18 protein-coding genes, 1 tRNA gene and 1 pseudogene are annotated in these 25,336 nt (G+C 42.7%); 8 read left to right on the forward strand and 12 right to left on the reverse strand.

Features of this window, described 5'->3' with window-relative positions; all coding sequences use genetic code 11:
- Window positions 1-115: 115 nt before the first annotated feature.
- Window positions 116-949: a LytR/AlgR family response regulator transcription factor gene (locus ACYVE4_RS23445; RefSeq protein WP_461042688.1), complete on the reverse strand. Its 834-nt coding sequence runs from the start codon at window positions 947-949 to the stop codon at window positions 116-118.
- Window positions 930-1,976 carry a sensor histidine kinase gene (locus ACYVE4_RS23450; protein ID WP_461042689.1) on the reverse strand — a complete coding sequence of 349 codons (1,047 nt, stop codon included), beginning with the start codon at window positions 1,974-1,976 and terminating at the stop codon, window positions 930-932. The genes ACYVE4_RS23445 and ACYVE4_RS23450 overlap by 20 nt, the downstream gene beginning before the upstream one ends.
- Before the next feature lie 167 nt (window positions 1,977-2,143).
- On the opposite strand from ACYVE4_RS23450, the gene ACYVE4_RS23455 reads away from it, so the two are divergent.
- On the forward strand, window positions 2,144-2,770 hold the full coding sequence (locus ACYVE4_RS23455; protein ID WP_461042869.1) for a DNA-3-methyladenine glycosylase family protein: 627 nt from the start codon (window positions 2,144-2,146) through the stop codon (window positions 2,768-2,770).
- 118 nt (window positions 2,771-2,888) lie between these two features.
- Here the strand turns inward: ACYVE4_RS23455 and ACYVE4_RS23460 are convergent, their stop codons facing one another.
- The 3 genes from ACYVE4_RS23460 to ACYVE4_RS23470 all read right to left on the reverse strand — a co-directional run bounded on the left by ACYVE4_RS23460 (window position 2,889) and on the right by ACYVE4_RS23470 (window position 10,142).
- Window positions 2,889-3,263, reverse strand: coding sequence for a hypothetical protein (locus ACYVE4_RS23460; RefSeq protein ID WP_461042690.1), 375 nt, complete (start codon window positions 3,261-3,263; stop codon window positions 2,889-2,891).
- Between the two features lie 57 nt (window positions 3,264-3,320).
- Window positions 3,321-6,638 carry a glycosyl hydrolase gene (locus tag ACYVE4_RS23465; RefSeq protein WP_461042691.1) on the reverse strand — a complete coding sequence of 1,106 codons (3,318 nt, stop codon included), beginning with the start codon at window positions 6,636-6,638 and terminating at the stop codon, window positions 3,321-3,323.
- 87 nt (window positions 6,639-6,725) lie between these two features.
- The gene (locus ACYVE4_RS23470) at window positions 6,726-10,142 is read right to left on the reverse strand and encodes a ThuA domain-containing protein (protein WP_461042692.1); all 3,417 of its coding nucleotides are present in this window, start codon (window positions 10,140-10,142) and stop codon (window positions 6,726-6,728) included.
- Window positions 10,143-10,393: 251 nt separating this feature from the next.
- On the opposite strand from ACYVE4_RS23470, the gene ACYVE4_RS23475 reads away from it, so the two are divergent.
- On the forward strand, window positions 10,394-11,119 hold the full coding sequence (locus ACYVE4_RS23475) for an NUDIX hydrolase (RefSeq protein WP_461042693.1): 726 nt from the start codon (window positions 10,394-10,396) through the stop codon (window positions 11,117-11,119).
- A 35-nt stretch (window positions 11,120-11,154) separates the two neighbouring features.
- On the opposite strand, the gene ACYVE4_RS23480 is transcribed toward ACYVE4_RS23475, so the two are convergent.
- From ACYVE4_RS23480 to purL, 6 genes and pseudogenes are all read right to left on the reverse strand, one after another.
- A complete protein-coding gene (locus ACYVE4_RS23480; protein WP_461042694.1) occupies window positions 11,155-12,543 on the reverse strand; it encodes a DUF4403 family protein in 1,389 nt (462 codons plus the stop codon).
- Between the two features lie 44 nt (window positions 12,544-12,587).
- Complete coding sequence (locus tag ACYVE4_RS23485) at window positions 12,588-12,755, reverse strand: FeoB-associated Cys-rich membrane protein (RefSeq protein ID WP_461042695.1); 168 nt, start codon at window positions 12,753-12,755, stop codon at window positions 12,588-12,590.
- Between the two features lie 86 nt (window positions 12,756-12,841).
- A complete protein-coding gene (locus ACYVE4_RS23490) occupies window positions 12,842-13,378 on the reverse strand; it encodes a YfiT family bacillithiol transferase (RefSeq protein ID WP_461042696.1) in 537 nt (178 codons plus the stop codon).
- Between the two features lie 111 nt (window positions 13,379-13,489).
- Window positions 13,490-14,290, reverse strand: coding sequence for an inositol monophosphatase family protein (locus ACYVE4_RS23495; RefSeq protein WP_461042697.1), 801 nt, complete (start codon window positions 14,288-14,290; stop codon window positions 13,490-13,492).
- 14 nt (window positions 14,291-14,304) lie between these two features.
- A pseudogene (locus ACYVE4_RS23500) lies at window positions 14,305-14,925 on the reverse strand (Uma2 family endonuclease).
- A 48-nt stretch (window positions 14,926-14,973) separates the two neighbouring features.
- Window positions 14,974-17,217: a phosphoribosylformylglycinamidine synthase subunit PurL gene (gene purL / locus ACYVE4_RS23505; RefSeq protein ID WP_461042698.1), complete on the reverse strand. Its 2,244-nt coding sequence runs from the start codon at window positions 17,215-17,217 to the stop codon at window positions 14,974-14,976.
- A gap of 166 nt (window positions 17,218-17,383) precedes the next feature.
- Here purL and ACYVE4_RS23510 point away from each other — a divergent pair.
- The 6 genes from ACYVE4_RS23510 to ACYVE4_RS23535 all read left to right on the forward strand — a co-directional run bounded on the left by ACYVE4_RS23510 (window position 17,384) and on the right by ACYVE4_RS23535 (window position 24,279).
- Window positions 17,384-17,468: transfer RNA gene (locus ACYVE4_RS23510), tRNA-Ser, on the forward strand.
- A 455-nt stretch (window positions 17,469-17,923) separates the two neighbouring features.
- Window positions 17,924-19,126 carry a phosphorylase family protein gene (locus ACYVE4_RS23515; RefSeq protein ID WP_461042699.1) on the forward strand — a complete coding sequence of 401 codons (1,203 nt, stop codon included), beginning with the start codon at window positions 17,924-17,926 and terminating at the stop codon, window positions 19,124-19,126.
- 3 nt (window positions 19,127-19,129) lie between these two features.
- Window positions 19,130-20,239, forward strand: a complete 1,110-nt coding sequence (locus ACYVE4_RS23520) for a GTPase-associated system all-helical protein GASH (RefSeq protein ID WP_461042700.1) — start codon at window positions 19,130-19,132, stop codon at window positions 20,237-20,239.
- A 3-nt stretch (window positions 20,240-20,242) separates the two neighbouring features.
- The gene (locus ACYVE4_RS23525; RefSeq protein WP_461042701.1) at window positions 20,243-21,274 is read left to right on the forward strand and encodes a TRAFAC clade GTPase domain-containing protein; all 1,032 of its coding nucleotides are present in this window, start codon (window positions 20,243-20,245) and stop codon (window positions 21,272-21,274) included.
- An 18-nt stretch (window positions 21,275-21,292) separates the two neighbouring features.
- Window positions 21,293-22,180 (forward strand): TRAFAC clade GTPase domain-containing protein, encoded by an 888-nt coding sequence (locus ACYVE4_RS23530; protein ID WP_461042702.1) that lies wholly within the window; start codon window positions 21,293-21,295, stop codon window positions 22,178-22,180.
- Complete coding sequence (locus ACYVE4_RS23535) at window positions 22,159-24,279, forward strand: GAP1-N1 domain-containing protein (RefSeq protein WP_461042703.1); 2,121 nt, start codon at window positions 22,159-22,161, stop codon at window positions 24,277-24,279. The genes ACYVE4_RS23530 and ACYVE4_RS23535 overlap by 22 nt, the downstream gene beginning before the upstream one ends.
- A 400-nt stretch (window positions 24,280-24,679) precedes the next feature.
- Here the strand turns inward: ACYVE4_RS23535 and ACYVE4_RS23540 are convergent, their stop codons facing one another.
- Complete coding sequence (locus ACYVE4_RS23540; protein WP_461042704.1) at window positions 24,680-25,279, reverse strand: master DNA invertase Mpi family serine-type recombinase; 600 nt, start codon at window positions 25,277-25,279, stop codon at window positions 24,680-24,682.
- Between the last annotated feature and the right edge of the window lie 57 nt (window positions 25,280-25,336).

Consider the following 25,336-nt stretch of genomic DNA (forward strand, 5'->3'; position numbering starts at 1 on the left):
AAGGACTTTGTTCATTTTCGTGTTGTTTTTTGACGAAGCAAAACTGGTCGAAAACGGCTTCGTCAAAAAGGAAGTATCAACCGAAAAAACCATTTATTGCGCTGAACTGTCGGTTTCATTCGCCCAACCATCGCTTCAAATCGCCCGCTTTTTCTCGACTGACCACCACTTCGTCATCAAAGGCTGGCTGTAGCGTTACTTTCAGTTTCCCATTAAAATATACGTGCACTTTATCGACAGCTCGCAATTCGGCAATTATCTGTCGATTGAGCCGAAAAAAGCGTTGAGGGTCAAGCATATGCGCTAATTCATCAATAGTATAGTCAACGAGCCATTCGTGTTCGTCGTGGGTTTTCAGGAACGACAATTTATTCCGACTAAAAAAATAAGCGATCTCATTGACACTAATTGAGAACAGGCGTTGCCCCTGCTTAATCATAAATCGATCCCGAAAGCCAACAAGGGCGTCGGGGCTGGTTTTTGAAAACGGAAAGGATGACTGGTCAACAGGAGTTTGCTGGAGTTGTTGAAGGAGGTTTACCAGAGACGTTTCCAGTCCTGGGGCGGTTGGCTGGTCCGATACACCTAATGCTTGTCGAAGCCCCTGAAGTTTGACCAACGCTTGTCGCAGATCATCTTCTTTGATCGGCTTGAGCAGATAGTCGATGCTATTTACTTTGAAGGCTTTAATTGCATATTCGTCGTAAGCCGTGGTAAAAATCACCGGACTGGTTACGGTCACTTGATTAAAGATCTCGAAACTTTGCCCATCGGCCAGTTCTATATCCATGAAAATCAGATCCGGTCGTGGATTCGTTTGCAACCAGTCAACCGATTCATCAACACTACCAGTCATACCGACTACACTCACCGAAGGATCGATATCAAGCACAATTCGCTGGAGTTTTCGAGCGGTAAATTCTTCGTCTTCAATGATGAGAATAGTCATAACGGGTTTCCTGAATGAGTGGAACAATCACCTGAAAGCAATCCTCCGACTGGCTAACCACTACTTCGGGTTGCCCCAGCAATCGATATTTGGCTATAATATTGGTCAGGCCAGTTTGATTTGACGGAATCAGGTTCTGCTTCCGGCGAACACTATTTTTAACGGATAGACAGTTCGACGGATCGGTATAAATCTGAATCACAAGCGGTTTCGAGGGTAACGCGGCATTGTGCTTAACCGCATTTTCAACCAGCAACTGCAATGTTAATGGCGGAATCAGGAACATCAAATACCGCTCATCGACCTTTATGTCCAGTTCTACACTTCTGCCGAAACGCATTTGCAGGAGGTGAAAATAAGCCCGAATGAATTGTAGCTCAGCTTCCAGTGAGGTCAGAAGCTGTTCATTCGTTTGCAGAACGTACCGATACACCGATGCCAGTTCTTCAATAAATCGCTCAGCCTGCTTCGGATTCTCGACCACCAGCGACGACAATGTACTCAAACTGTTAAACAGAAAATGCGGATTGATCTGCGCTTTCAGCGAATCGAGTTGACTTTGAAGGGCTTCTTTTTTTAACTGCTCGGCTTCGTAATAGGTAGTCCACCACTGCCGATACAAATAACGCGCTTCGTAAATCGTAGCCAGTGGCACTACAAACAGTAAGGGAATCAACGTATTAATCCAATACGCCCGCTCTGACATTGGATAACCCCAGAATTGGGTAACATCGTAGACATAGACGATCGCCAACCGCTGCACCACCGTCGTCACGACGAACCAAACCACCTGTACGGCTATGCGCTGGGTTGTTTGATTCAGCCGAGGGTAACGTCGACGCGCCTGTAAAATGCCTAGCCGGGCAACTTCCCAAACCAGAACGCATTCAATCAGACTCACGCCCAGCGCAAGTCCACGGCTAATGTGCCGGGCGTCGTTATCGGGCTGAAAAAAGATAAAATTCGAGACGATTGAAATAATCGGTACGCCAAGCAGACGTAACCACCGATCGTTCAGTTTTTCCATGTGCTGTAAATATCTTTCAACTGATTTTCCCGCAAAAGAAAAACTGACCTGAACCGTTGAGAAACGCTACCCGAACGGCGATTTTTCGTCCTTCACTGGGCATTCCTGCTTATCTTTACTTACAAACACAGGCCTTTAGTTGGCCTACTTTATTCGGGCATTTTACCATGCAATTGATTGAACCGTCTATTCTTAGCCATCTCAGCCAGGACCCAACCATGGCTCGGCTAATTACAGAAACCCCTTCCCCTAAGATTTTTAATGATTACGCTGACGATGTGTATCTTGCTCTACTGGAAAGCATTGTTTCTCAGCAGATTTCGGTTAAAGCAGCCGATGCTATTTTCGCCCGTTTTCGGGCTTTATTTCCGGATAATTACCCGCATGCCAACGCGCTGCTTCTAAAAACTACCGACGAATTACGTAGCGCAGGTCTGTCGGCTCAGAAAATCAACTACATGCAAAGTGTCGCGGAATTTTCGCTGGTCAATTCAATAGAACGAGCGCATCTCGATACGATGACTGACGAGGAAATTGTTCAGTATTTACTGCCCATCAAAGGAGTCGGACGCTGGACAGTAGAAATGCTGCTGATGTTTGTCCTGAATCGCCCGGATGTTTTCCCCATCGACGACCTGGTGATTCGGCAACGCATGATTCTGGCTTATCCTGACCAAACACAAGGATTGACGGGCAAGGCTCTATATAAGGTATTGCATGAGATTGCCGACTCCTGGCGCCCCCATCGTACGACCGCCAGTCGGTATCTATGGCGCTGGAAACCAGTGCAGTAAATAGTTTTTACCCCTGAATCCCCTGAAGGAGACTTTTTCTATATTCGAAAAAAGTCCCTTTCAGGGGATTTAGGGGTAAGGGACAATCGCTTTATAACAGACCCTTCTTTACAGTACCTTACTGTTTCACTCGTTTGGCGGTGGTGTCGAAGTTCATCATGGTACCTTTAAGATTATCATCATCCACTTTAGCCAGGTCCATCGTAAGGTCATAGCCTTGAGCGGTAAATGAAATAGCTATTTTGTCGCCGTTTTCGACGATACCCGTAATGGGAATTTTCTCGCCATTTGGTTCAGCGGCATTTGTCATCTGGCCAGTCAGTTTACCATCTTTCCGAACCAGCTCGGCTATCATCTTCGCATCCCCATTGGGCGTACCTGCGATGACAATTTCCCATTTCCCGGCATAAAAATCGGTTGGCGGGGTAGTTTGCGAAAAACCACTGAACGCTACACTTACTAATACAAACAGAAACAGACTTACTTTTTTCATTATTGACATTGATTAACATGAAATAAAACTTACTTATTGACAGTTGATGATCACCCCTTATCGCTTTGCTGCTACAGCAGCCGGTGTTGCTTCCAGCACACGAACAGGACCTAGCAAACCCGACGGTAATAAAGGTGACTCAGCCCGGTAGAACGGCATGGTTGTGAACGTAACTTTTTGCGTAACGCCGGGTTGAGCATCGCCAATCAGGCGATTAACCCATAGGTTTGTAACTTTTACCTGTACGGAATTCTGGCCGGTTTTTAAGGCATCACTGATATCGATTCGGAAGGGTTTCTTCCAGACAATTCCCACTGGTTTACCATTGACAATCACCTCAGCAATGTTTTTCACATCACCCAAATCGAGGATGTAGGATGCATTTTTAGCCACTTTGGGAACGTCAATCGTATTGTCATAGGTAGCCGTACCGGAGAAGTATTTGATACCGGGATCAGTATTGTCTGTCAGCGACGCCAGCGAAGTAAATGAAGCTTGTCGGGGAGCACCGCGCCCCTCCTGAAAATGAACAGTCCAGGGACTTTTCACGCTCGCAACAGCAGATTCGGTCACAGAAGGTTTGGTGTATGATGCAACCGTTGATTTATCGTGGAAGACAATAAAATACGCTCCCCATGATTCAAATTTCAACGGCACAATCGTGCGGCCATCTTTGATCTGATACGATACTTTCTCCGTTTTGCCCGTTTCTGGATTCCACAATTCGGGAACTCTGCCCGTTATGCGGAAGCTAACCGTCGCTTCGTTCGGATTTTCACTACGATTGTCGAGCCAGTAGAGATCGGCGTCAGTCGTTTGGCGATGGACGTACAGAATCGGTGCTTTAGCTTCCGATATATCAGCGTCTTTGGGTACATTCAGCTTCGTTAATGCAGCCTCAACTGGCCCGGTCGATACGTTTGGATTAGTCCAGATTTGATTTGCTAACGAGGCAAACTCCGTTGTGTTATCACTCAAGCTTGGCGAACGCTCAGGTTTAGCCCCAACTACATGCATACCGGCGTTAACCAGTTCACCTAGTTTCTTGAGGACAGGCAACGTCATTGTTCGGGCCGTCGAATCAAGTACGAGCAACCGATATTGCTGACCGCTAGGCGTGATAATCTTCCCATCCCGTATTCGTAAAGCTTCTTTCAGCACCGTCGAATTGGCAAAGTCATACGCATACCCAGCAATGTCGGGCAGTTTCTGAGCGAACGTCTGTGTTATGTTGTTGTTTTCGCCGTAATAATAGAGCACATCCACAACCGGTTTACCTTGCTGAAGCAGATAGCAATTCCGACTCAGGTAATCCGTCCATGATTTGGCCTGCTCCGCCCAGGTTTCCTGACGGGTAAAATACTGCCCAAATGGTCCGAGTGAAAAACCTGGCTTTTTGTCATCGAGTGGCTGGTGTACTGACGTATGAATAACAAATCGGTTCAGCCCCGACGCCATTTCCAGATCGGCCGTACGTTTTAATTTCTCCGGATGCCAGCTAAATGCGTTTTGAATGGACGTCATCGACTCAGCAGCGACCAGATTTTGCCCGTAGATATGCGCTACGGAAGCAGCCTCCCGAATATCGGCCTCACTACGAACTTCTTCATTAGAACCACCCGCCAAACTACCCGGCGTCCACATGGCAGACATCGGAATATCGGCTTTGCGCTTTACGTCCATTCCATCGGCCAGATAAATCCGACCGTTTTCGTGCGATTCGGTGTAGCGTTTCATACCCCGCGCTTTCAGGGCATCGCCAATCACCTCGTAATGGCTTTCTACGATCAGTTCGCCGATTGTTTTACGAAAATCCCAGAGAAATTTTTCGCTCGCTTCGGCACTACGGACAACCCGACCAGTCAAGACCGGAATCCACGGTTTAATGTCGTAGCCACGGCGTTTCTGAAATTCTTCAGGCATGGTTTTGGTCCAGGTCATGTGGCCCGCTTCGTACGAATCAAGCACCATATATTCCAGACCTTGAGCACCCAATTTCCCTCCGGTAGCATCCTTGTACATGTCCAGATAGGTATCGATGTATTTTCGGACAGCCACTTTGTCGAGTTTATCGACTTCCAGACCGGTTGCTTCTGGCGAGGCTGGGTGGTTTCTCCGACCCGTGATCGAATAACCCAGCCGCATCACGACCCAATTTCCAGTTGGTGGAGTCCAGTTCAATGTCCCATCGGCACTCATTTTTGACGTCAGATCAACAACGTCATCCGTCGGGATGGCATCGGCATTCGTTTTTACCAGCGAGTGTGTACTTTCTTTCCATGCGCTAAAACCGGCTTTCCCCTCGAACAAATCCACACGATCTGTATTATGCAGAACGAGTTCAGCTACGGGCACGCCCTGTGGTTTTCCGGGTTCGGCTCGCCCCCCCATCATGGCTGCAAAGGGATTTCCTTCGGATTTTTCGGTTTTAAACGTAAACCGGAAATACTTAGCCGTAGTCGGTACAATGGCCATTGTACTTTGCGGGATGGTACTTCCCCGGATAATAACTACATCCCGGAAAGCCACACCGTCATCACTCACTTTCAGCATTCGATTGTCGGGCATTCCTCTGAATTCGGCCAGCTCACCAGCTGCGGGCGCCCCTACAATGGTAAACGCCTTAAACGTTTGCGGGCTGTCGAACTCATACTGAATCCACATATCCTGCCCAACTTCCATAGGCGGAAGCATGGTTGTTTTGGCCAAGTCTCCGTCGGTTAAATCGGCCAGATTGAACGTACCACCGCTCGATGTGACCTTAGGGTTAAACGCTGACAGTGTTTTTTCAGAAGCGGGTAATCGATACGCAATTACTGCGGCATCAGCATAATAGGTAGGTAAGGCTCCTGTGGCACCTCCAAGCCCCCCTTCAGTTGGCATAGCCACATTCTGAAATTTTCCCGCAATGTTGGGAGGTTGAGGTAATTTCCCCGAGTACGACTGTCCACCAGTCAAGCGGGTTTCCGTCCAGACGTATTTCTTCATGGCATCACTTGCGGTAACCCACGGTCCACCCGTCACACTCCAACCCGGCGATCCCGCAATGGCCATTTCGAGCCCGAGTTGTTTAGCCAGATCGGTCGTATGCTTAAACGCATCCTTCCATTCAGGCGTCATAAATACCAGCTTTTTAGGCGTCACGGCAGGTGTCATTAAGCTTGCATCGAAGTTCTGAAAACCACCGATGCCGACACGCTTCATCCACTCCAAATCGTTGGTGATGCCTTCTTTGGTAATGTTTCCGTTCATCCAATGCCACCATACACGCGGTTTTGCCGAATTGGGCGTTTCCTGGAATCCTTTTTGCAAGGGCGAAGGCTGCGCTATTACAAAGGCCGGAAGCATCCAGGCTAGAAAGGTTAACTTTTTCATAAAAAAGGGTAAAGGATTTAGAATTATTCCCTGATTATTTGTGAGCAAGCTAATAACCAGAGAATAATCCTCTTTCCTAGAGTTACCTTATTGGGCACTGGAATTCAGAACCGCTTCAACCCCCATCACCACCATCAGACTCCCAGATGCTTTCGCCGGATTGACGAAAACCAGATATACATCGTGTGGCTTGTTGTCAGCCGGCGTAGGTAATTTGATTGGAACATTTACCTGGGAGGGCTTGAAATCCATTTTATCGGAAGGTTCCAGCATGGCAGATTCCCCAATGAGTTTACCCGTTGGACTATCCAATCGCGCTTCCACCTTACCACCCACGGCATTGAGTTGAGGTTTCGGCGCTGTGGCCATTACACGGAATGCCGATATACCTGACAAATCAACCTGTTTCATGCCTATGTAAGCGCCCGATTTGGACGGAATGGCGAGATTGTTGCCACCGAAGGCCATCTTATTGACATTGTCGTAGGTATCAAATGCGTGTGCATCCAAAGCAGCATTTCGAAGCACAAACGTCTGTTCCGACCGGAGTGAAGGTAATCCTTTGGCACCCTTATCTTCGTAAGAAGCCCGAACGATGTACACACCTTTACCCTTATCGCCAGTCGGAATTTTGGCGGTGTAATTTCCCTGTACTGGTAACGAATTGTTGCTGGCGCTACTGGACAGACTCAGCACGTACTTGACCATCTCAGATGCATCAGCAGTTGATAATTGAGGATGAGCCGACATCGGTGTTTCGCCCCACACGCCAGCGCCACCAGCGATTACTTTCTTCGTCAGTTTCTCCAGTGCCGAATTATCGCCTTTGTACTTTTTAGCAACATCAGCATAGGCTGGTCCAATCGATTTCTTATTGATGCTGTGACACGCTTTACAATCACTCGCTTCAAGGAGTTTTTTACCCGTTGCCAACAGCGCACCTGCATCGGCAGAACGGTGCCCCTGCGCAATAGCGACTTTGTCAAAACCTTCGGGCATATAGTCAATATTGACTGCTACCTGCTCAGGATCAATGCCTTTCCCCAAGGAACCATCTTCTTTATCGACTACTTTAACATCGTAGGCAAACGGCTTATTGGCTATGTAGAATGACTTGTTAGCCCCTGGAATATCCAGCGTCAAAACAGGTGCTTCGTTGCCCACCGTAATATCCATCGACTGCGTAGCAATGCCCCCTTTCCCATCATTCACCGTGAGTGTGGTTTTGTAAACGCCAGGTTTAGCCAGTGTCAGATTAGCGTCGGGCGTGCTAATAACCTTGTTGAAACCATTTTTCGAAGCAATTTTCCAACTATAAGTCAGTGCATCACCGTCGGCATCTTCGGTTCCTTTCGAGCTAAGTTTCAAGGCCAGCGGTGCAGATCCTCCCATCTTGTTAGCTACTGCCTGCACCTGTGGCTTCCGGTTCCCGCCGTTGTACTCGATCCGAATTAGACGAGCATCATCATTGGCCGAGAACCAGCCCGAGCCGTATTCAAGCATATACAGATCGCCGTTGTCAGCAAATTCCATATCCATCGGGTTGCTGAATTTATAGCTTGGCATAAACCGCTCCATTGATGCAAAGTTGCCTTCTTTGTCCATCGTAACGGCCATAATCCAACCGCGCATCCAATCGTAAGTGATCAGTTTGTCGTTGTAATAATTCGGAAAAGCGTGGGGAGCGTTCTTGAAATCCTCGCTATAGAAAACTGGTCCAGCCATCGCATTACGACCACCCGCTCCGACCAGCGGAAACTCAGGAGACGCATCGTATGGATACCAGATAAATGCTTTTTGAGCCGGTGGCAACACCTTCAAGCCCGTGTTGTTGGGAGAATTATTCGTTGGTGCAGCCACATCCCATTTTTCACCAGACTTACTGGCCGCAAAGTCATATTTATTATAGGCTTTGTTGTCGCCCACAAAATGCGGCCAACCGAAATTACCGGCTTTGCGCGCCTGTCCCACTTCATCATGACCAGCCGGACCGCGATTTGGATCGGGTTTGGCAGCATCGGGGCCTACTTCGCCCCAATATAGATAACCCGTTTTCTGATCGACCGAAATACGGAACGGATTGCGATGGCCCATTGTGTAAATTTCCGGAAGAGTCTGTGCAGTGCCTTTTGGGAACAAGTTTCCGTCGGGAATAGTATAGGTGCCGTTGGCTTCGGGATGAATACGGATGATTTTACCACGGAGATCATTCGTATTTGCGGATGATTTCTGCGCATCCCACGGACCACGCCCTTCGCGTTCGTCGCTGGGGCTATATCCGTTCGATGCATGTGGATTCGTGTTATCACCGGTCGATAGATATAAGTTTCCAGCTTTATCCCAGGCTATCGAACCACCTGTATGACAGCATTCTTCGCGCTGGGTTGGCACGTCAAGCAACACTTTTTTAGAGGCCATGTCCAGCTCATCGCCTTTCAGTTCGAAGCGAGCCAGAATATTTTTCGGTTCTTCGGGTATCGAGTAGTAGAGATAAATCCAATGATTCTGCGCAAAATTCGGGTCTTTGTTCAGGCCCAACAGCCCATCCTCTCCCATCGACTCCTTGCCTTCCTTGCTGACATACTTTGTACTAACCGGCATTTTGGCAATCGTCTTCAGTTCCTTCGTCTTGGTATTATAAAGCCGAATTTCTCCTTTGCGCTGAATGAACAGAATCCGTCCGTCGCCCAGTACGCTGAGTTCCATCGGCTCATCGAGTTTCTCAGCCAGTACAACTTTCGAAAAGCGATTTTCCTCTGGACGAGCCTTCGCAAAATTCAGTGGCTTCGGGTTATCCCCGCCCGTCGTATACTGAATACCTGACCAAAGATGATTCAGGAACAGGGGCTCAGAGAATGTTTCGTCGGTATGCCCCATGGCGGTGTAAAAAGCCCGACCGCCATCAAATTCCTGATACCAGCTCATGGGATGATTATCGCCGTTTTTACCGCCCTGATACGTTTTTTCGTCGATTTTCAGAACGACACTGATTGTCGGGGAAATACTTTTGAAGCTGTAAAACTCATCGGTACGTTCAAACTCATCCGGCATACCTTTAGTAGCCCAGTGGTTTTTCATCGCAACGATAAACTTCCCTTTCTGTACATTGTTCGGCATGGGATGGTCCAGAAAATATGCTCCAGCTAACTTACCGTACCAGGGCCATTCGTATTCGGTGTCGGTAGCCGCGTGGATACCAACATATCCCCCACCCGCCTGAATGTAGCGCTCAAATGCACTTTGCTGTTCGTTGTTGAGTACATCCCCCGTCGTATTCAGGAAGACAACGGTATTATACTTCTTCAGGTTGGCCTCGGTAAATTGGGCCGCATCTTCAGTGAAACTAACGCCAAACCCTTTCTCACCAGCCAGTTTGGCCAGTGCCTTTTTACCGGCATCAATCGACTGATGTCGGAAGGCGGCCGTCTTGCTAAAAACAAGGAGGTTGATTTTAGGTGTTTGGGCAAAGGAAACATTTATTAGCAGCCATAATCCGAGGATCATAGCGCTGACTTTTAAAGTGTTTACATTCATACTGTACAGGGAATTTTTGCTCTTGACGAACAAAAATAGAAAATAAAATTTATTGTCTATAATTTAGACAATAAATTTTATCCAACTCCATATATTTGCAGTACAAGTTTTTAGCCTTTAGTTAGTGATTTGGCCCTTAAAGTCTATTGAATCATCATTTTGGCTTTCTCATGAGCTAAATTCAACCTCCCAACATCAGACATCCACCAACACGATAACCTATGCATTCCCCAAGTGAGCAAGACTACATACAACAGCTTTCGATTGATTGCGTCATCTTTGGGTATCAGCAAAAGCAACTCCATGTATTAGTGCCGAAGTTGAATTTCCGGGGCAACTTTTGGGCATTGCCCAGTGGATTCATTTACCAGGATGAAGCCATTGATCAGGCAGCTCGTCGAATTCTTGAGCAGCGAACTGGTATCAAAGATATTTATCTGGAGCAGTTCAGGGTATTTGGCGACGCCCGGCGAACGAACCTCTCTTTCCTGGAACGATTGATTCAGCTAAATGAAGATAAAATCGGGGCTGATCAATTCAACCGAAAAGAATTTGACTGGATTACCCGACGGTTTGTATCCATCGGCTACTACGCCCTGGTCGATATTAATAATGTAGTTCCTCAGAAAACCGACATTGATGAGGCTATTGAATGGTGTCCGATTAAGGATTTACCAACAATGATCATGGATCATAATGAGATGGTTGGGCAGGCACTCCAAACCTTACAACTAAACCTCGATCAAAAACTCATTGCCTTCAACCTGCTCCCCGAAACCTTTACGATGAAGGAAGTTCAGGAACTCTACGAAGCCATTTATGACAAGCCGTTTGCCCGAAATAATTTTCAGAAAAAAATCCTGGATTTGAATGTATTGGAGCGGCTTGAAAAGAAGTTCACCGGCGCTGCTAACAAAGCTCCGTTTCTGTATCGTTTTCAGAAATGATGATAGCTTGCTAAATTATAGAAGATATTCCTCGTTTATAATCGCTTGATTTTCACGGCTACTTTCGAATTTACTTTGATCAGGATTTGAACACCATCGGGTCTGACAACCAGTCGCTGGGGTACCAATTGGAATGTATCCAGGTCCAGAGCCGTTTTCTGACCAACTTTGGCCTTGGCAAAGGCGGTTTCTATTTTGTCGGGAATGGTATCGATCTGTTGGCGAAGCGGTACCACCAAAGCCGCCTGAATCGTGTCGCGAAGGTGGTCGTGCAGAAGCCAGTCGGCCGTAGATAATAGCCGTTCTTTCGTATCCACATCAAAATCGACATCCTTCACCCGCAACGTATTGGTCAGGGTGTCGTAGGCCGGTGTTCCGTGAAAATAGAGTGTTCCGTGTACAGACCCGCCGACATCGGCTTTCATGATAAGTTTACGACCACTTCCATACACAAACGGATCGTTAATTTTGATGTTACCGCCCATCAGCGACAACTTTTCTTTGTTCAGCGTACGGAGCAACACCTGATTGATATCCTTGTAAGGAATAAAAGCCAGCACCTCCAGTCGGGAGGTTTCGGGCAGTGAATTTCGCCTTAAGAGTCGAGGAAGTCGTTCCAGCGAATCAATACTTGGCTTTGGGCCAATACGCGTATCGACCCGAAACGCAATTTGAATCGGTACGGTTATTTGCGTTTCATTTCCGTATACGGGTGCAGCAGCAATACTAAAGGGTTTGGGCAGTAACCAGATATTTTCAGGATTTTTAGCAATGCGTAGCGGCTTTTGGATATCACGCCAGACTTTACTTACCTGACGGTCAAGGTGTATACTTCGGTGGACAGCCTTATCAATCGCTTCTTCAATATCAGCTTTTCGATTATTGAGAATTTTCTCGGCTATCGATTGAACACTGACTTTGATTCCCAGCAACTGAACGGTTGGTTTCTGCGTCCAACGATAATCTTCAAACTTTGATTTTGTCAGTAAATGCCAGCGAGGCCCTACGGAGACAGGACTGGTGAAATTAACCGCCAGCGCACAAAGTCGGCGTCTTTTTCGATTCTTCCGTAAGCCGATTGGATTGGTGTACCAGACTTGTAAAGGAGCTGAAAAGTAAACCTTTCGGTTTGAGTATTTAATATCTACGGGCCCTGTCCGTTCAACCCGCAGATGCCAGGCTTCACCTTTTCGCCCCTCGAAGGTTTCCTCTGAAACCAACGTCGTCGATAAGGCCTGATTTACTTTTTTCTCTAGGTCCTTAATATTAAAGGTAAGATTACCGGCCACGTATGACACAGGGTTGGTAATAGCTGGCTCGAAGGCTTCGGCCGCTGGGGCATCGGGCCGAACACGTTTACAGGCGTCTAATCCAATAAGAAAGACGAGTAAACCTAAAAAACCGATGATCCGTTGAGCATTCATTGCTACAACAAAACTATCAACCCGTCAAAATGTTAACGGGCCAGTCAGGCATTAATTTTTCGGTTGATGTGAGGAGTTGTTTTCAGGTCAGTGGCACACCCGCATCCTTTACCACAACCCGTCTGCTTTTTCGAGAAAAAGCTACGATACGCCCGACTCCCTAAATAAACCAGTGCGGCTGCAAAAACCAGTAAAATAATAAGCTCCTGCATGGGATGAAAAAATGTATGATGTATGATATAAGATGTATGTTATCGTGAATTGAAAATACATCCTATATCATACATCATACATTTTTTCATCCCCATCCGTTCCGTTCGGCCAGTCGATAGGCGTGTTGATAGTGGTGTTCACTGTGCCAGGCATACAGGGCAATCACCTCCCGAACGGCAAAGGTTCGCTTGTTGGCTGGATGAAAATAGGTCCGTTGCAGATCGGCTTCGGAAAGTGAGTCCAGGATGCTCACCCAACGCTGATGCAGGCTTCGCAGAAGTACCAGCGATAGTGCAATATCGAGTGAAGAATCGGGCAGTTTTGCCCATTCTGCTTCTTCGTAGGGCGAAATGGTTGGATTTGTTTCGGTCAAAGCCAGTTTGGTACGAACATAGGCATTCATATGGCTATCGGCCACGTGGTGAACCAACTGCCGAATCGTCCAACCGCCGGGTCGATAAGGCGTATCAAGCCGATCATCTCCCCATTTCCCAACCAGTCCCGTCAATTTGACCGGAAATTCATCAATGATCGCAATGTGCTCTTTTTTATCGTCGGCGGAATACGTTTTCCCATAAACGAAATCGCCAATGGGGTAGCGGAGCGTGTCGAGATCCTGCATAATTGTACGTAATAGCGAGTGAGTGAATACTGTACACCAAATATCGACTGCTATCGGCTTATATTTATCGTCCGATTTTCAGATTATGACTAGGCCAGTTACTCAGTTCACTCAGCTCCAGTATGCCTGAATTGCTTTTGTTAACTCAGGATGAACTCCACAGGCAGCGACAACATCGCCCCGGAATAGAAATTCGTCTCCCCCATAAAAGTCCGTTACGATTCCTCCCGCTTCGCGAACCAGCAAAACTCCCGCTGCCATATCCCACGAATTGAGGTTGTATTCGTAAAACGCTTCAAATCGTCCACAGGCAACATACGCCAAATCGATAGCCGCCGAGCCCATCCGACGCAGACCGTGTGTTTGCTGCATCAGCGATTCCAGAATCTGCAAATAACGGTGCATCTGCTCGAAACGATAATACGGAAAACCCGTGGCTATCAGACTCTCGCCCAATTGGGTGGCAGGCGACACCGTAATACGGTTTCCGTTGCAGTAGGCCCCTCCCTCCTGCCAGGCAGAGAAGCATTCATCGCGATTGGGATCGTATACGACTCCGGCAATTGGGGTTTTACCCTGCGCCAGACCAATACTAACCGAGAAGACAGGGAGACCATGAATAAAATTAGCCGTTCCGTCGAGAGGGTCGATTATCCAATTCAGAGCGCTCTGATCGGCCGCCTGTCCGGTTGTGCCTTCTTCGGTAATAAAACCGGCTTCTGGCAGTAGTTTACTCAATTTATCAACTAACTGCTTTTCAGTCTCTTTATCGACGTAAGAAACCAGGTTATTCAATCCTTTATATTCGATAGCATCGCGTTGAAACCGGCTTCGTTCCTGCAAAAGAAACGCGCCAGCATCTTTGGCAATGGTGCAAATGTCGCGCGTTAATGCGGCTAAATCGTTGGGCATTGTTTACAAGTAAATTATTCAGGTCGTTCGTTAACAGGATTTTCCTCCTCTTCGGCTATCAATTCAATACCCTCGTACATGTCGCTAACCTTCAATTCCGCATTAAGAAGAGGCAACACAATGACTTCATCAAGGCTCTCATAAATCGAATTAATCCATTCGGATGTTTCTTCGATTCGGCTAAATAATTCGACAGTTGTCGAATACTGATCGACTAACATGTAGTACCAAAGCGACGGCATTTTGCGATAATCCCGCCATTTATCTCCTCGATCTTTATATGCGGTTGATTTCGATCAAAATTCGATCAAAATTCGTGGCTGACGTATAATCAAATTACTACCCCGGAGATCAAATGGATGACAGGTTACGACCACATCAGGATAAGGCATATGCCCTCCCGTACGAACATCAACCTTCATATTTCCAGAGAATACTCCGCACGACTTTAATGATGGCTGATTTTCGAGCAGGTTCGCCACTCGACGCGTTAACCGGTTATGGTTAACCGTACCACCAGCCATAGCCAGAATATCACCATTATAAAACTCATGACGTATCTCGCTTTTCTCTTCTAAAGCGAGATATTCTTCGACAGTATAGGAGGGTGATTGCTTTATAGGTTCAGTCACCATATATTATTTACTTAAGCGTTAAACAGCCCTGAATTTCCCTCTATGAAGCTACTGCATGATTTTACCCAATGCATTGTCATACAGTCCTTTCGCATCAGCAACGGTCATCACCAGCGATTCGTCCACTATAAATTCGCTGGCTGTTACTCCTCCTAATAAAACGAACGGAAGAATCGAATCGTTGAGATAGCCTTCTACGTGCTGCTGCTGATCGGGCGAAATCGAAATAACAACCCGGCTCTGACTTTCTCCGAAAAGAAACGCATCCGTACGATGCCGCGTATCGGCATGAATCTGGAAACCCATATTTCCCGCCATAGCCGACTCAGCTAGGGTCACAAATAAACCACCGTCCGATACATCGTGCGCCGACTGCAACCAGCCGTGGCGAATCATGGTTTTGATACCCTCTTGCACGCGCCATTCGGTTTCAAAATCAAAAGCCGGAGCTGGCGACGCTTTGATGCCTTTATACGAATACAGATATTCCGACGACGAAATATCATCTTCCGATGGCCCAACGAGGTAAATTAAATCGCCTTCGTTCTTAAAATTCAACGTCATACGATGGTCGGGGTTTTCCATCAGGCCCAGCATACCGATGGTTGGCGTTGGGAATACTGGTCCATCGTCGGAGCTTTGGTTGTAGAAACTCACATTGCCACCCGTAACTGGCGTACTAAACCGTCGACAAGCTTCGCCCATGCCCTGAACGGCTTCTACAAAATGCCAGTACACTTCTGGCACATAGGGATTGCCAAAATTCAGGTTGTTGGTTACCGCCAGCGGTTCTCCCCCGGTGCAAACGATATTGCGGCACGCTTCGGCCACCGCAATCATAGCGCCCTGACGCGGATTCGCATTTACATATCGGCTGTTGCAATCGACGGTGATAACAATGGATTTATCGGTAGCTGGCAATCCAGGGCCTTTTACTCGAACAACGGCTGCGTCGGAAGGGGCATTTGTGCTTCGGTTGGCCGTTCCGACCATTGAATCGTACTGCTCATATACCCATTTGCGAGAGCAGATATTCGGATGAGCCAGCAGGTGCTCAGCTACTTTTTTGATTTCGTCAAATTCGATATCCTCTACATCTGAGATCGTAAATTTGGCAAACTCCTGAATATAAGCAGGCTCTTTGTATTCCCGATGGTATTGGGGCGCTCCTCCACCCAATACGAGATCGTACGCAGGCACGTCGGCCACGAGTTCGCCGTAGCGGTAAAAATGCAGGCGTTGCGTGTCGGTCACTTCGCCAATCTTGGCGCAGTTCAGGTCCCATTTGTCGAAAATTTCCTGAATAACCGATTCTTTCCCTTTCTCGATTACCACCAGCATCCGCTCCTGCGACTCTGATAACAGAATCTCAAACGGTGCCATGTTTGGTTGACGAGTTGGTACCTTATCGAGGTCGATGATCATGCCGTGTTCGCCTTTTGCACTCATTTCAGAAGTCGAGCAGATGATACCAGCCGCACCCATGTCCTGAATACCAATTACATGGCCTGTAGCAATAATCTCGAGCGTCGCTTCGAGCAGAAGCTTTTCCATGAATGGATCACCGACCTGCACCGCTGGTAATTTATCCGTTGAAGCGGCTGAAATATCTTCCGAAGCAAACGTAGCGCCGTGAATACCATCTTTACCCGTCGCCGAACCGACAATAAATACGGGATTACCAACCCCATACGAGGTCGCTTTCGCCGATTTGCCAACTTCGACTATCCCCGCCGAGAAAGCATTGACGAGCGGATTGGTATTGTAGCATTCGTCGAAATAAATCTCCCCACCAACGGTCGGAATCCCGAACGCGTTGCCGTAATCGCCGATGCCTTTGACAACACCACGCAGCAACCGACGAGTTTTCGCCAGCGATAAATCGCCGAAACGCAGGGAATTTAATTGAGCAATGGGTCGGGCACCCATCGTAAAAATATCGCGGTTGATTCCGCCAACCCCCGTAGCCGCGCCCTGGTAAGGCTCCAACGCCGACGGGTGATTGTGCGACTCAATCTTAAACGAACAAGCCAGTCCATCACCAATATCGACCAGACCTGCATTTTCCTCTCCGGCTTTCGCCAGCATCCGATCTGAATCACGGGGCAGCGTTTTAAGCCAGACAATCGAGTTTTTATAGGAACAGTGTTCCGACCACATGACTGAGAAGATACTCAGCTCAGTAAAATTCGGCTTCCGCCCCAGAATCTGGTTAATTTGATCAAATTCATCGGGCAGAAGACCTAGTTTGCGGGCGGTTTCAACTGTTGGGAGCGATTCGAGAGTATCCATTTTTGGCTGATTGGCTAACTGACTGATTGCCTTGTGAATGCCTATTCAATCATTCATCAACTCAATCAGTCAATCATTGAATTTTCGCCAAAATTAGGCTTTTTGCCCTAAACTGTCCTGTTATTGGTTGACAAATCTCAAAAGACTCGTATATTTGCACCCAGAAAGAGAGATGGCAGAGTGGTCGATTGCGTCGGTCTTGAAAACCGAAGACTGTAACAGGTCCGGGGGTTCGAATCCCTCTCTCTCTGCTCAACAAAGTTAAAGCACTCACAATCAGAGATTTGAGTGCTTTATTTGTTTACGAAAAATCTGCGTTACCGAATTACTACCGATCCTAAATTAGCCCCGGTAAACCCGTTATCCGTGGATAAGACATCCGATTGAAACCTTCCTGGAGCTTCTGGAATCAGGCTTGACCCATCAGGAAATTCTAGTGGATTAAGAAGATTTAGAAGAGCAGGACATGTTGGTGGGCCTGCTTTTGGAAACTAAACTGAATTGAAGTTATCTCAATGATGAGTTAGTGGCTTGGTATTTCGACTACGCTAACTTATAGATAATAGACTGATATATAGACCGTTAAAATACTTAAACAAAAAAAGGTAATTATTACCAAGTATACCTAGAATATTACTTAACAAAGTACCATTCAAAATACTCTGGTCCTATTTAATTACAAAGCATTTTATTCTATTTATTACTGATGAGTCAATTTAGTTATACTGACGCCCCTTTTGCTACAATAGAAGAAAAAGTAGGCCAAAATTTTATACTACTAGTAACAGCTACCAATACAGAAACGGACCATTTACACGCGCACATAAAGCCATTAGATGCTAATAATACTATTTATAAAATATATAAAGACAGTTTGTGCTATTATTTAGGCACCTTAGGATATTATAATATAATTCATGTTCAATGTGGGATGGGAGCAACGTCAAGAGATGCAGCTATAATGACCATAAGCAGCACAATAAACGATGTTGCACCTAAAATTGTAATAATGATTGGTATTGCATTTGGAATAAATAACGCAAAGCAGAAAATAGGTGACGTGTTAGTCTCGGAAATAATTTCGCCTTATGAATTAATTAGAGTTGGCTCAAAAACTATTCAGAGATCGATGCCAGCCTATGCAAGCAAAGTATTAGTGAGTAGATTCAAAGGTCTTCGAGGATGGGAGCATAAGTTACCAGATGGTAGAAAAGCAAAAATTATAATAGCGAATATTCTTTCAGGAGAAAAGTTAATTGATAAAATAAGCTTTAGAAATAAGCTCCTAAGAGCTTTTCCAACAGCAGATGGTGGGGAAATGGAAGGCGCTGGTTTGTTCGCGGCATGTGACAGTAAAGCTGATTGGATCTTAATAAAAGGAATTTGCGATTTTGCTGATGGGGAAAAAAAAATAAATAAAGATGAAAATCAAGCAGTTGCTGTTGAGGCAGCAATTGCAACATCTATGGTATTATTTGGTTCAAAGTATTCATTCGATGGCTTAAGTATTAAGCCGATTTCTGAATCTGAAATTGCAAAACCAAGCCCTGAAACTAAACTAGATCTGCTAAAAATATTTGAAACTAAGCCAACAATAGAGCTACCCACTTCACCAGAGTTCGTTGATAATATACTTCAAGAATTTATAGATGATTCAAATTCACCAAAAAAAATGCTGAAACAAGTTCAAGAGTTAGTAAAAGCCTTTTTATCTCTTACAGAAGTAGATAAAATTGAGATAGCTAGGCGATTAAACTTAGATGCAGCAACGATGATTGAGTTGTCCGGGCATGTACGTGACAAATTAATTTTTTCTGAAATTAAATCAAAAAATCTTCTTGCTGAACTTTGGGATGAAGTATTTAAACTCATAATCATAGAAAATAATCATAACCCTTTTAAATCTTAAATTATGACAGACTTTAATTTAATGTTTGCTGACTGGTATCGCGAGGCTGAATTAAATCCCACCTCATATACTATTGACGAGAGGAAGAAAGCTATTGTTTCAATTTTACAAAATAATAAAATTAGTTTTTGGCTTGATGTATTAAAGATATATCTAGGTTTTAAAGTATCTGATATTCCATCATATATTGAATTTTGCAATGAATTCAAAAAGCAAGATTCATCATTTCCATTACAAGAAAATGAACATTTAATACATGTTTTGGCGGCATGTACATTAGGCGCGAAATTAGATTTGATTTCAGAAACGAGTGATGCTTTAGCCCTAGCAATATTAACTAGTAATTTTTTAGGGCAATTCTCTATACAATCTAAAATTCCAATATTTGACAAAGCAAAGATTTATATTAAAAAAGAGTCTGTAAGATTTAGAGAAGTTGAAGATGAGGAATTAATAGATTCGGACGAAATTGAGTTTGATTCAATATCTATTATAAGCAAAGAAGATACATTGGAAGATTCAGACTTTAAAAAGCCAATTGGTGATTTAAATGAAGTAATACAGCTTTTAGTTTCCCAAGTTAATACTATAACAAAAGAAATTGTTAACCATCAAAAAATTAATAAAAACTTATTGGAGGAAGTAAATATTCTCTGGTGGGTTTTTGGGGAATCAAGCAATTTATTTGAGAAAAGATTTAAAGAAGTGGGTATTTTACCCATGATATTTGTAGCTCCATTTGAGATTTCTGAATTCATCGAACAATCACCTGGACATCTAGCTACTAATGTAATTATAGATAAAGTACTAAAGCTGGCGCAAAATAAGGATAAAGCATATCCAAACGTCAGTTTATTAGAAGTAGTAAACTCATTACCTGAAAATATTAGGAAGCATATAGATATAAAAGACTTTGATGAATTATTGGTATTTACTCCTTCATTACTTGGCATCAAAAAATCTTTGCAAGTAGAAGAGGGAGAAAACTGGGACTCGATTTACAAAAAGTCAAGTCTCGGAGCAGATTCCAAAAAGAAATTAGGATCACTTGAACTTTCTGAACAAATATATAGGGAGTTACAATTTTTTAATTCATACCGTACATGTCTGTAATTTATGGAACTAGACAATAGTAACAACCTAAGAAAAGCATGCGAACAAAAGGCCTGCCCAATAGCTATTTCAGGTAAGTGCCTTGAAGGATTAGATATTGACGATTGTCCTCATTTTTATTGGGAAGATACTATTGAGAATAACGCTGAAATTGAAGATAATTTCCAGATTACACCAGAATTTATAACATTAATTTCAGGTGAAGATTTAAGTATTGCCGAAACTACTCTCATTACCTATAAATTTAAAGCTGCCGTTATCGTCATCATTGGTGAGTATGATAGTGGAAAAACTACACTTGCTTCTACTATACATGAGCTATTCCAACTTGGACCATTTAATAATCTATGGTTTGCTGGTTCAGTTACACCATTAGCTTTTGAAAAGAGATGTCATTATTCACGTTTAGCATCAGGAAGTAAAAAATCAAAAACAGAAAAGACAAAAGCAGGTGATTTTAAATTTTTACACATTGCCCTTAAGCAAGAGGATGATTTAACAGGGGCCGCACATAATCTTTTAATATCTGACATTTCTGGGGAAATATATAAATTAGCCAGAAACTCAAGTGATTATATGAGAAGCCTAACTTTACTTAAAACAGTTAATCGTATTTTGATAACATTAGATGGAGAAAAGCTTGCAAGTAAAAAATTAAGAAATGTGGAATTAACAAATGCAAAGACATTTATTCGCAAAGCAATAGAAGAAGGTATTTTCAATAGCCATACTTATCTAGATATTGTAATAACTAAATGGGACATTCTTGGTCAAGTAACAGATTTTTCTGTCGAAAATATGCAAAAAATATTATCTGAAATATTACTTCACAAAGTTGCTGAATTAAATTTTATTTATATCGCGGCTAGGCCTAATTCACTTACAGAAGGGATTAATCTAGGTTATGGTATTAATAATTTATTAGATAAATGGATTTCTTCAAAAGAAAATAGAATTTTCCAAATTTCTAGTACTTTAAATCCTCCTACTAACAGTACACGTCAATTTTATACAGTGCTTAATTTGGAGATATAATCAACTAGGCGTAATAAAATGAATGAGAAAAAAGTATTATTTGTTGGGTTACATGGAGCTGGAAAGACGACTTTTTTGGCAGCATTGTGGCAATTAGTTGATAGTCAAATAGAAGGAAAGTCTTTTAGTTTGAGAAGTTTAGAAGGCGACCAAGAATACCTTAATTCTATTCGAGAAGCTTGGTTAAGTTACACTACTGTTCCTCGTACCTTCTTAAAAGAGGGAATGAATAAGAAAGCCGAAATGAAGTTAATTAATCTTAAAACACAAGAGGATGTTACATTAGTGGTACCTGACCTCTCAGGGGAAATATTTGAAGAATTAATTCAATTAAGGCAATTGCGTGAAGATTTAAAAGTTTTAATTCAAAATACAAATGGGATAGTTTTATTCATCAATCCATCTAAAATCACCAAGCCAAATTTAATTGTACATGCCCAAGAATTACAGAATTTACTTATGGAAGGTTTGGAGCATGAAGAAGAAATTGAAGACCAATCGTCCACAGAACTGAAAGAATGGAGCCACGAAATGGTGCCTTCACAAGTAAAATTAACTGATTTACTTCAATTAATTTTAGGCCAAAAATCTAAAAATGAAGTAACTAAGCTATCTATTATTATTTCCGCCTGGGATTTAGTAGAAAATCAAGACAATTTCAAAATTGAACCTTCACAATGGGTTAAAGTAAATTTACCTATGTTTTATCAATACCTCTATTGTAATAGTTCAGTTATTGAAACTGCCTTTTATGGGGTTAGTGCACAAGGTGCTGATTACGAAAGTAAAAAAGTTGAAAAGTTGTATGAAATAATAGATCCAACAGAGCGGATTATAGTTAAAATTGATTCAGAATACTGCCATGATATATCTTTACCAATTTTATGGGTAGCAAATCAAACATAATTATTCATCAAACGTTGCATGGCTATCGTAATGGTCATCAATTATTAGCTAGCTCTCTCGAACTTGCTGTACATACAAAGCGATTATTATTATTTCAGAGTGACCTTTCGGGGTCAATGCCTTTTAAATCTTATTATTCATATTTAACTGGCTATCCCATTCAAGAATCAGGTTTGTATGCAATCGCAAAGTCTTGGTATGCCAATGAAATGCAAAGACCTGGGTGTGTATGGACGCAAACCTTTTTAATCGAGTTTTCAGATATAGGGAAATTTATAGATTTTTCAGTACTACTTCCATTATTCAACAGGCCAAATAATATTACATCGAAATTTGAAGATTATTCTGTTCCATTTGAATTAGATATTAGATTATCACCAGTTTTGTTGCAGCATGAAGAAATTTTAAAAAAAAGATATATTGCTCAAGGTTTATATTTTAAGCCCAACCAACCATTATATATTCCTTCGGATGATCCAAAAGAATGGGAAGAAACTATAACAAGCATATGGAGTGATCAATGGCCAAGACTTCGGAGAAATTTTACTTTTTGCACTGGCGCATTAGATAAAAAAGAGTTAAATGGCCATGAATTCGACTTACAAGTTGTTCCTTTTACTCTTTTTCGTCAGAATTATATTGGTGAAATATTTGATTTAATCAACCCTGAGACAAAGCCGGGGGCTTTATCCAGCATCTTAAAAGTTAAACCGGATAATAACCTAAGGCGATTTTTATGGTTAGTTGGTTCTGACGTTCCAGGTACGAGGGAGAATTATTTACCTTTACTAAGCATTTACCAATTATATTCTAGCAAAAACATTCCTCTTACAGAATTAATTAATTTAATAAGTGAGTTTTTTCCAAAACCTATTGAAGCGCAAAATTTAAAGAAAAAACTATTTGGAAAAAATTCTATTATCTTAGAAAAAGTATCTGAGTTGGATTTAATTAAAAACGTTCTTACTTCAAAAAACTATCTAACTTTTAACTTTGCAGATCTGCAAATTAATGATAGACTATTATTACAGATTCATGAAGGCAATTTATCGTTAAGTGAATTTATTTGGTTGTGGAATAACTCCCCAAAAAATGAATTAGATATTAATCTTTGGGAACAAGCTTCATTTACTTATGATGAGTCTATTATTGATTTGATTGAAAACAATAATTATGTATTAAGCATTATTTTAGAAAAATCTTACAATATTATTGAATTCGATTGGATATGGAAATGCAATTTAGATTGTCAAAAAATTATTATTAAACAAGTTGGAAACGAAGATTCAATAAACTGGAAAAAAGTATTACATAATATATTGAATATACATAGTTTGGTAATAATAGATTTATATGAATTGAGAGGTAACTCTATTTTAGATCAATCTTTGGACTGGCTTAACGAAGCAGTTGATTTTGAGTACTTAATTTATGAATGGCAGTTAATTATAAAAAATCATGCATCACTTGTCAGAAAATGGCTTTATGCGAATAGGAAAGAATTAAATATAAATATATATCTTTTAATATATGACATATATAATCACCAACTTTTATTAAACTTTAATCTTCCTGTTGATTTTTGGCGTAGAGCTGGTAAGTTTGCCGTTTCCTATAATAATCGAAAAATAGCTTCCAGTGTATTAGGTGTTGGGTTTAGCAGGGGAAACAATGGTGGCGAGTGGATAGTATCTGAAGTTTTTCAATATATTTATGACAATGCATTAAATGGAAAGTTAAATTATGAAGATTGGAATATAATTCCTAGAGAAGAATATATAGAAGTTGATACTAGTTGGCTTACTGAAGTAATTAAATTTTTTAAATATAAGAAAAACCTAAATAAGGTTAGCGATTGGGATTTTTGTGAAATCTTAATTCGGTCACTTGTTCATTTGTATATTAAATATCCATTAAATAAGCAGGCTTTTACAAAAACCTTGTCTCAAGATTATACATTTTATAGAGCTATTGAATATTGTTTGAGCTTAAGAAAAGGGCAAAAATTCCTTCAGCAACTTGAAAAGCAATCAAAAAATAAATCATTTGAACTCCAGCATTTTCAACGAAATTTACTTAAACAAATAAATATATCTTGATAATAATATTATTGTATAAAGCTAACATATTTCATTCTAGCTTCAAGTTTTTCTTATCCTAATTTAAATTGTAGACTTTTGAAGTCAGTCATCTTAAGATCCGTATTTTGTACAGCTTTCAAATGGTCAATTTATAATATTAGATATTTAATTAGTATAACTTTCAGAAAACGTCCAATTTTATTACACCTTTCTCAATACTGAAATATTATAGACAGCCTGTAGAAGCGTCTCAAATTCTAATCTCATCAATTAACGAGTGACTTTGTCGCTATTTCTTCTAATTGTGCGGCAATTCTATTCGGTTACGCACAGACTATAACTCAGTATTTAAATTTAGAGATTTTTGTATTATAAATTAGTTTTGCATACTAAAGCTAAAGAATTCATATTTCAAACTTTAAGCTAAATTTCTACTCTCTATAAAATCGTTAACTGTTTGCCGGTTCACTCCCATAATTCGGCCAATAGCAGAAATTGAAACTTTATTTTTCAATAGCTCCCGAATGTGGTCTTCCTTTCCTGAAAGCAGAACCGATACATTGCGGGAACCTTTGGGCCGTCCCAGGCTTGCACCCTCTGCCTTTTTACGCTCTAGGGCTTCCTTAGTCCGCTGACTAATTAGTTGCCGTTCGATCTCAGCAGATAGCCCAAACGCAAAAGCCAAAACTTTCGAAGAAATGTTATTACCTAATTCGTAGCCCTCTTTGATGGCAATGACTCGCACGTCTCGCTCCATACAGTTGTGAAGAATTGACATAATTTCCATCAGGCTTCTACCAAGCCTGGAAAGCTCCGTTACATACAACAAATCTTTGGGCTGCATTTTCTTCAGGAGACTACCTAACTCCCGGTCATTAGCCAATCTAGTTCCAGAAGCCGTTTCTTCAATCCATTGGTCAACGTGCACTCGATCTGTGGATGTCTTCTTTAGAATTTCGTATTTCTGGTTTTCAGCCGTTTGTCGGTCGGTCGAAACCCTAATATAAGCATAGATCATACGTTAACTTTTCTAAGTAAGCGAGCTATTACTATTTTAGGTCCATCATGAAACTCA

It is taken from the genome of Spirosoma harenae, assembly GCF_054776975.1.

Excerpts from the sequence above, each read along its gene's own strand:
- ACYVE4_RS23445 (WP_461042688.1), bottom strand. The coding sequence starts at position 949 with ATGACTATTCTCATCATTGAAGACGAAGAATTTACCGCTCGAAAACTC.
- ACYVE4_RS23450 (WP_461042689.1), bottom strand. The coding sequence starts at position 1,976 with ATGGAAAAACTGAACGATCGGTGGTTACGTCTGCTTGGCGTACCGATT.
- ACYVE4_RS23455 (WP_461042869.1), top strand. The coding sequence starts at position 2,144 with ATGCAATTGATTGAACCGTCTATTCTTAGCCATCTCAGCCAGGACCCA.
- ACYVE4_RS23460 (WP_461042690.1), bottom strand. The coding sequence starts at position 3,263 with ATGAAAAAAGTAAGTCTGTTTCTGTTTGTATTAGTAAGTGTAGCGTTC.
- ACYVE4_RS23465 (WP_461042691.1), bottom strand. The coding sequence starts at position 6,638 with ATGAAAAAGTTAACCTTTCTAGCCTGGATGCTTCCGGCCTTTGTAATA.
- ACYVE4_RS23470 (WP_461042692.1), bottom strand. The coding sequence starts at position 10,142 with ATGATCCTCGGATTATGGCTGCTAATAAATGTTTCCTTTGCCCAAACA.
- ACYVE4_RS23475 (WP_461042693.1), top strand. The coding sequence starts at position 10,394 with ATGCATTCCCCAAGTGAGCAAGACTACATACAACAGCTTTCGATTGAT.
- ACYVE4_RS23480 (WP_461042694.1), bottom strand. The coding sequence starts at position 12,543 with ATGAATGCTCAACGGATCATCGGTTTTTTAGGTTTACTCGTCTTTCTT.
- ACYVE4_RS23485 (WP_461042695.1), bottom strand. The coding sequence starts at position 12,755 with ATGCAGGAGCTTATTATTTTACTGGTTTTTGCAGCCGCACTGGTTTAT.
- ACYVE4_RS23490 (WP_461042696.1), bottom strand. The coding sequence starts at position 13,378 with ATGCAGGATCTCGACACGCTCCGCTACCCCATTGGCGATTTCGTTTAT.
- ACYVE4_RS23495 (WP_461042697.1), bottom strand. The coding sequence starts at position 14,290 with ATGCCCAACGATTTAGCCGCATTAACGCGCGACATTTGCACCATTGCC.
- purL (WP_461042698.1), bottom strand. The coding sequence starts at position 17,217 with ATGGATACTCTCGAATCGCTCCCAACAGTTGAAACCGCCCGCAAACTA.
- ACYVE4_RS23515 (WP_461042699.1), top strand. The coding sequence starts at position 17,924 with ATGAGTCAATTTAGTTATACTGACGCCCCTTTTGCTACAATAGAAGAA.
- ACYVE4_RS23520 (WP_461042700.1), top strand. The coding sequence starts at position 19,130 with ATGACAGACTTTAATTTAATGTTTGCTGACTGGTATCGCGAGGCTGAA.
- ACYVE4_RS23525 (WP_461042701.1), top strand. The coding sequence starts at position 20,243 with ATGGAACTAGACAATAGTAACAACCTAAGAAAAGCATGCGAACAAAAG.
- ACYVE4_RS23530 (WP_461042702.1), top strand. The coding sequence starts at position 21,293 with ATGAATGAGAAAAAAGTATTATTTGTTGGGTTACATGGAGCTGGAAAG.
- ACYVE4_RS23535 (WP_461042703.1), top strand. The coding sequence starts at position 22,159 with ATGGGTAGCAAATCAAACATAATTATTCATCAAACGTTGCATGGCTAT.
- ACYVE4_RS23540 (WP_461042704.1), bottom strand. The coding sequence starts at position 25,279 with ATGATCTATGCTTATATTAGGGTTTCGACCGACCGACAAACGGCTGAA.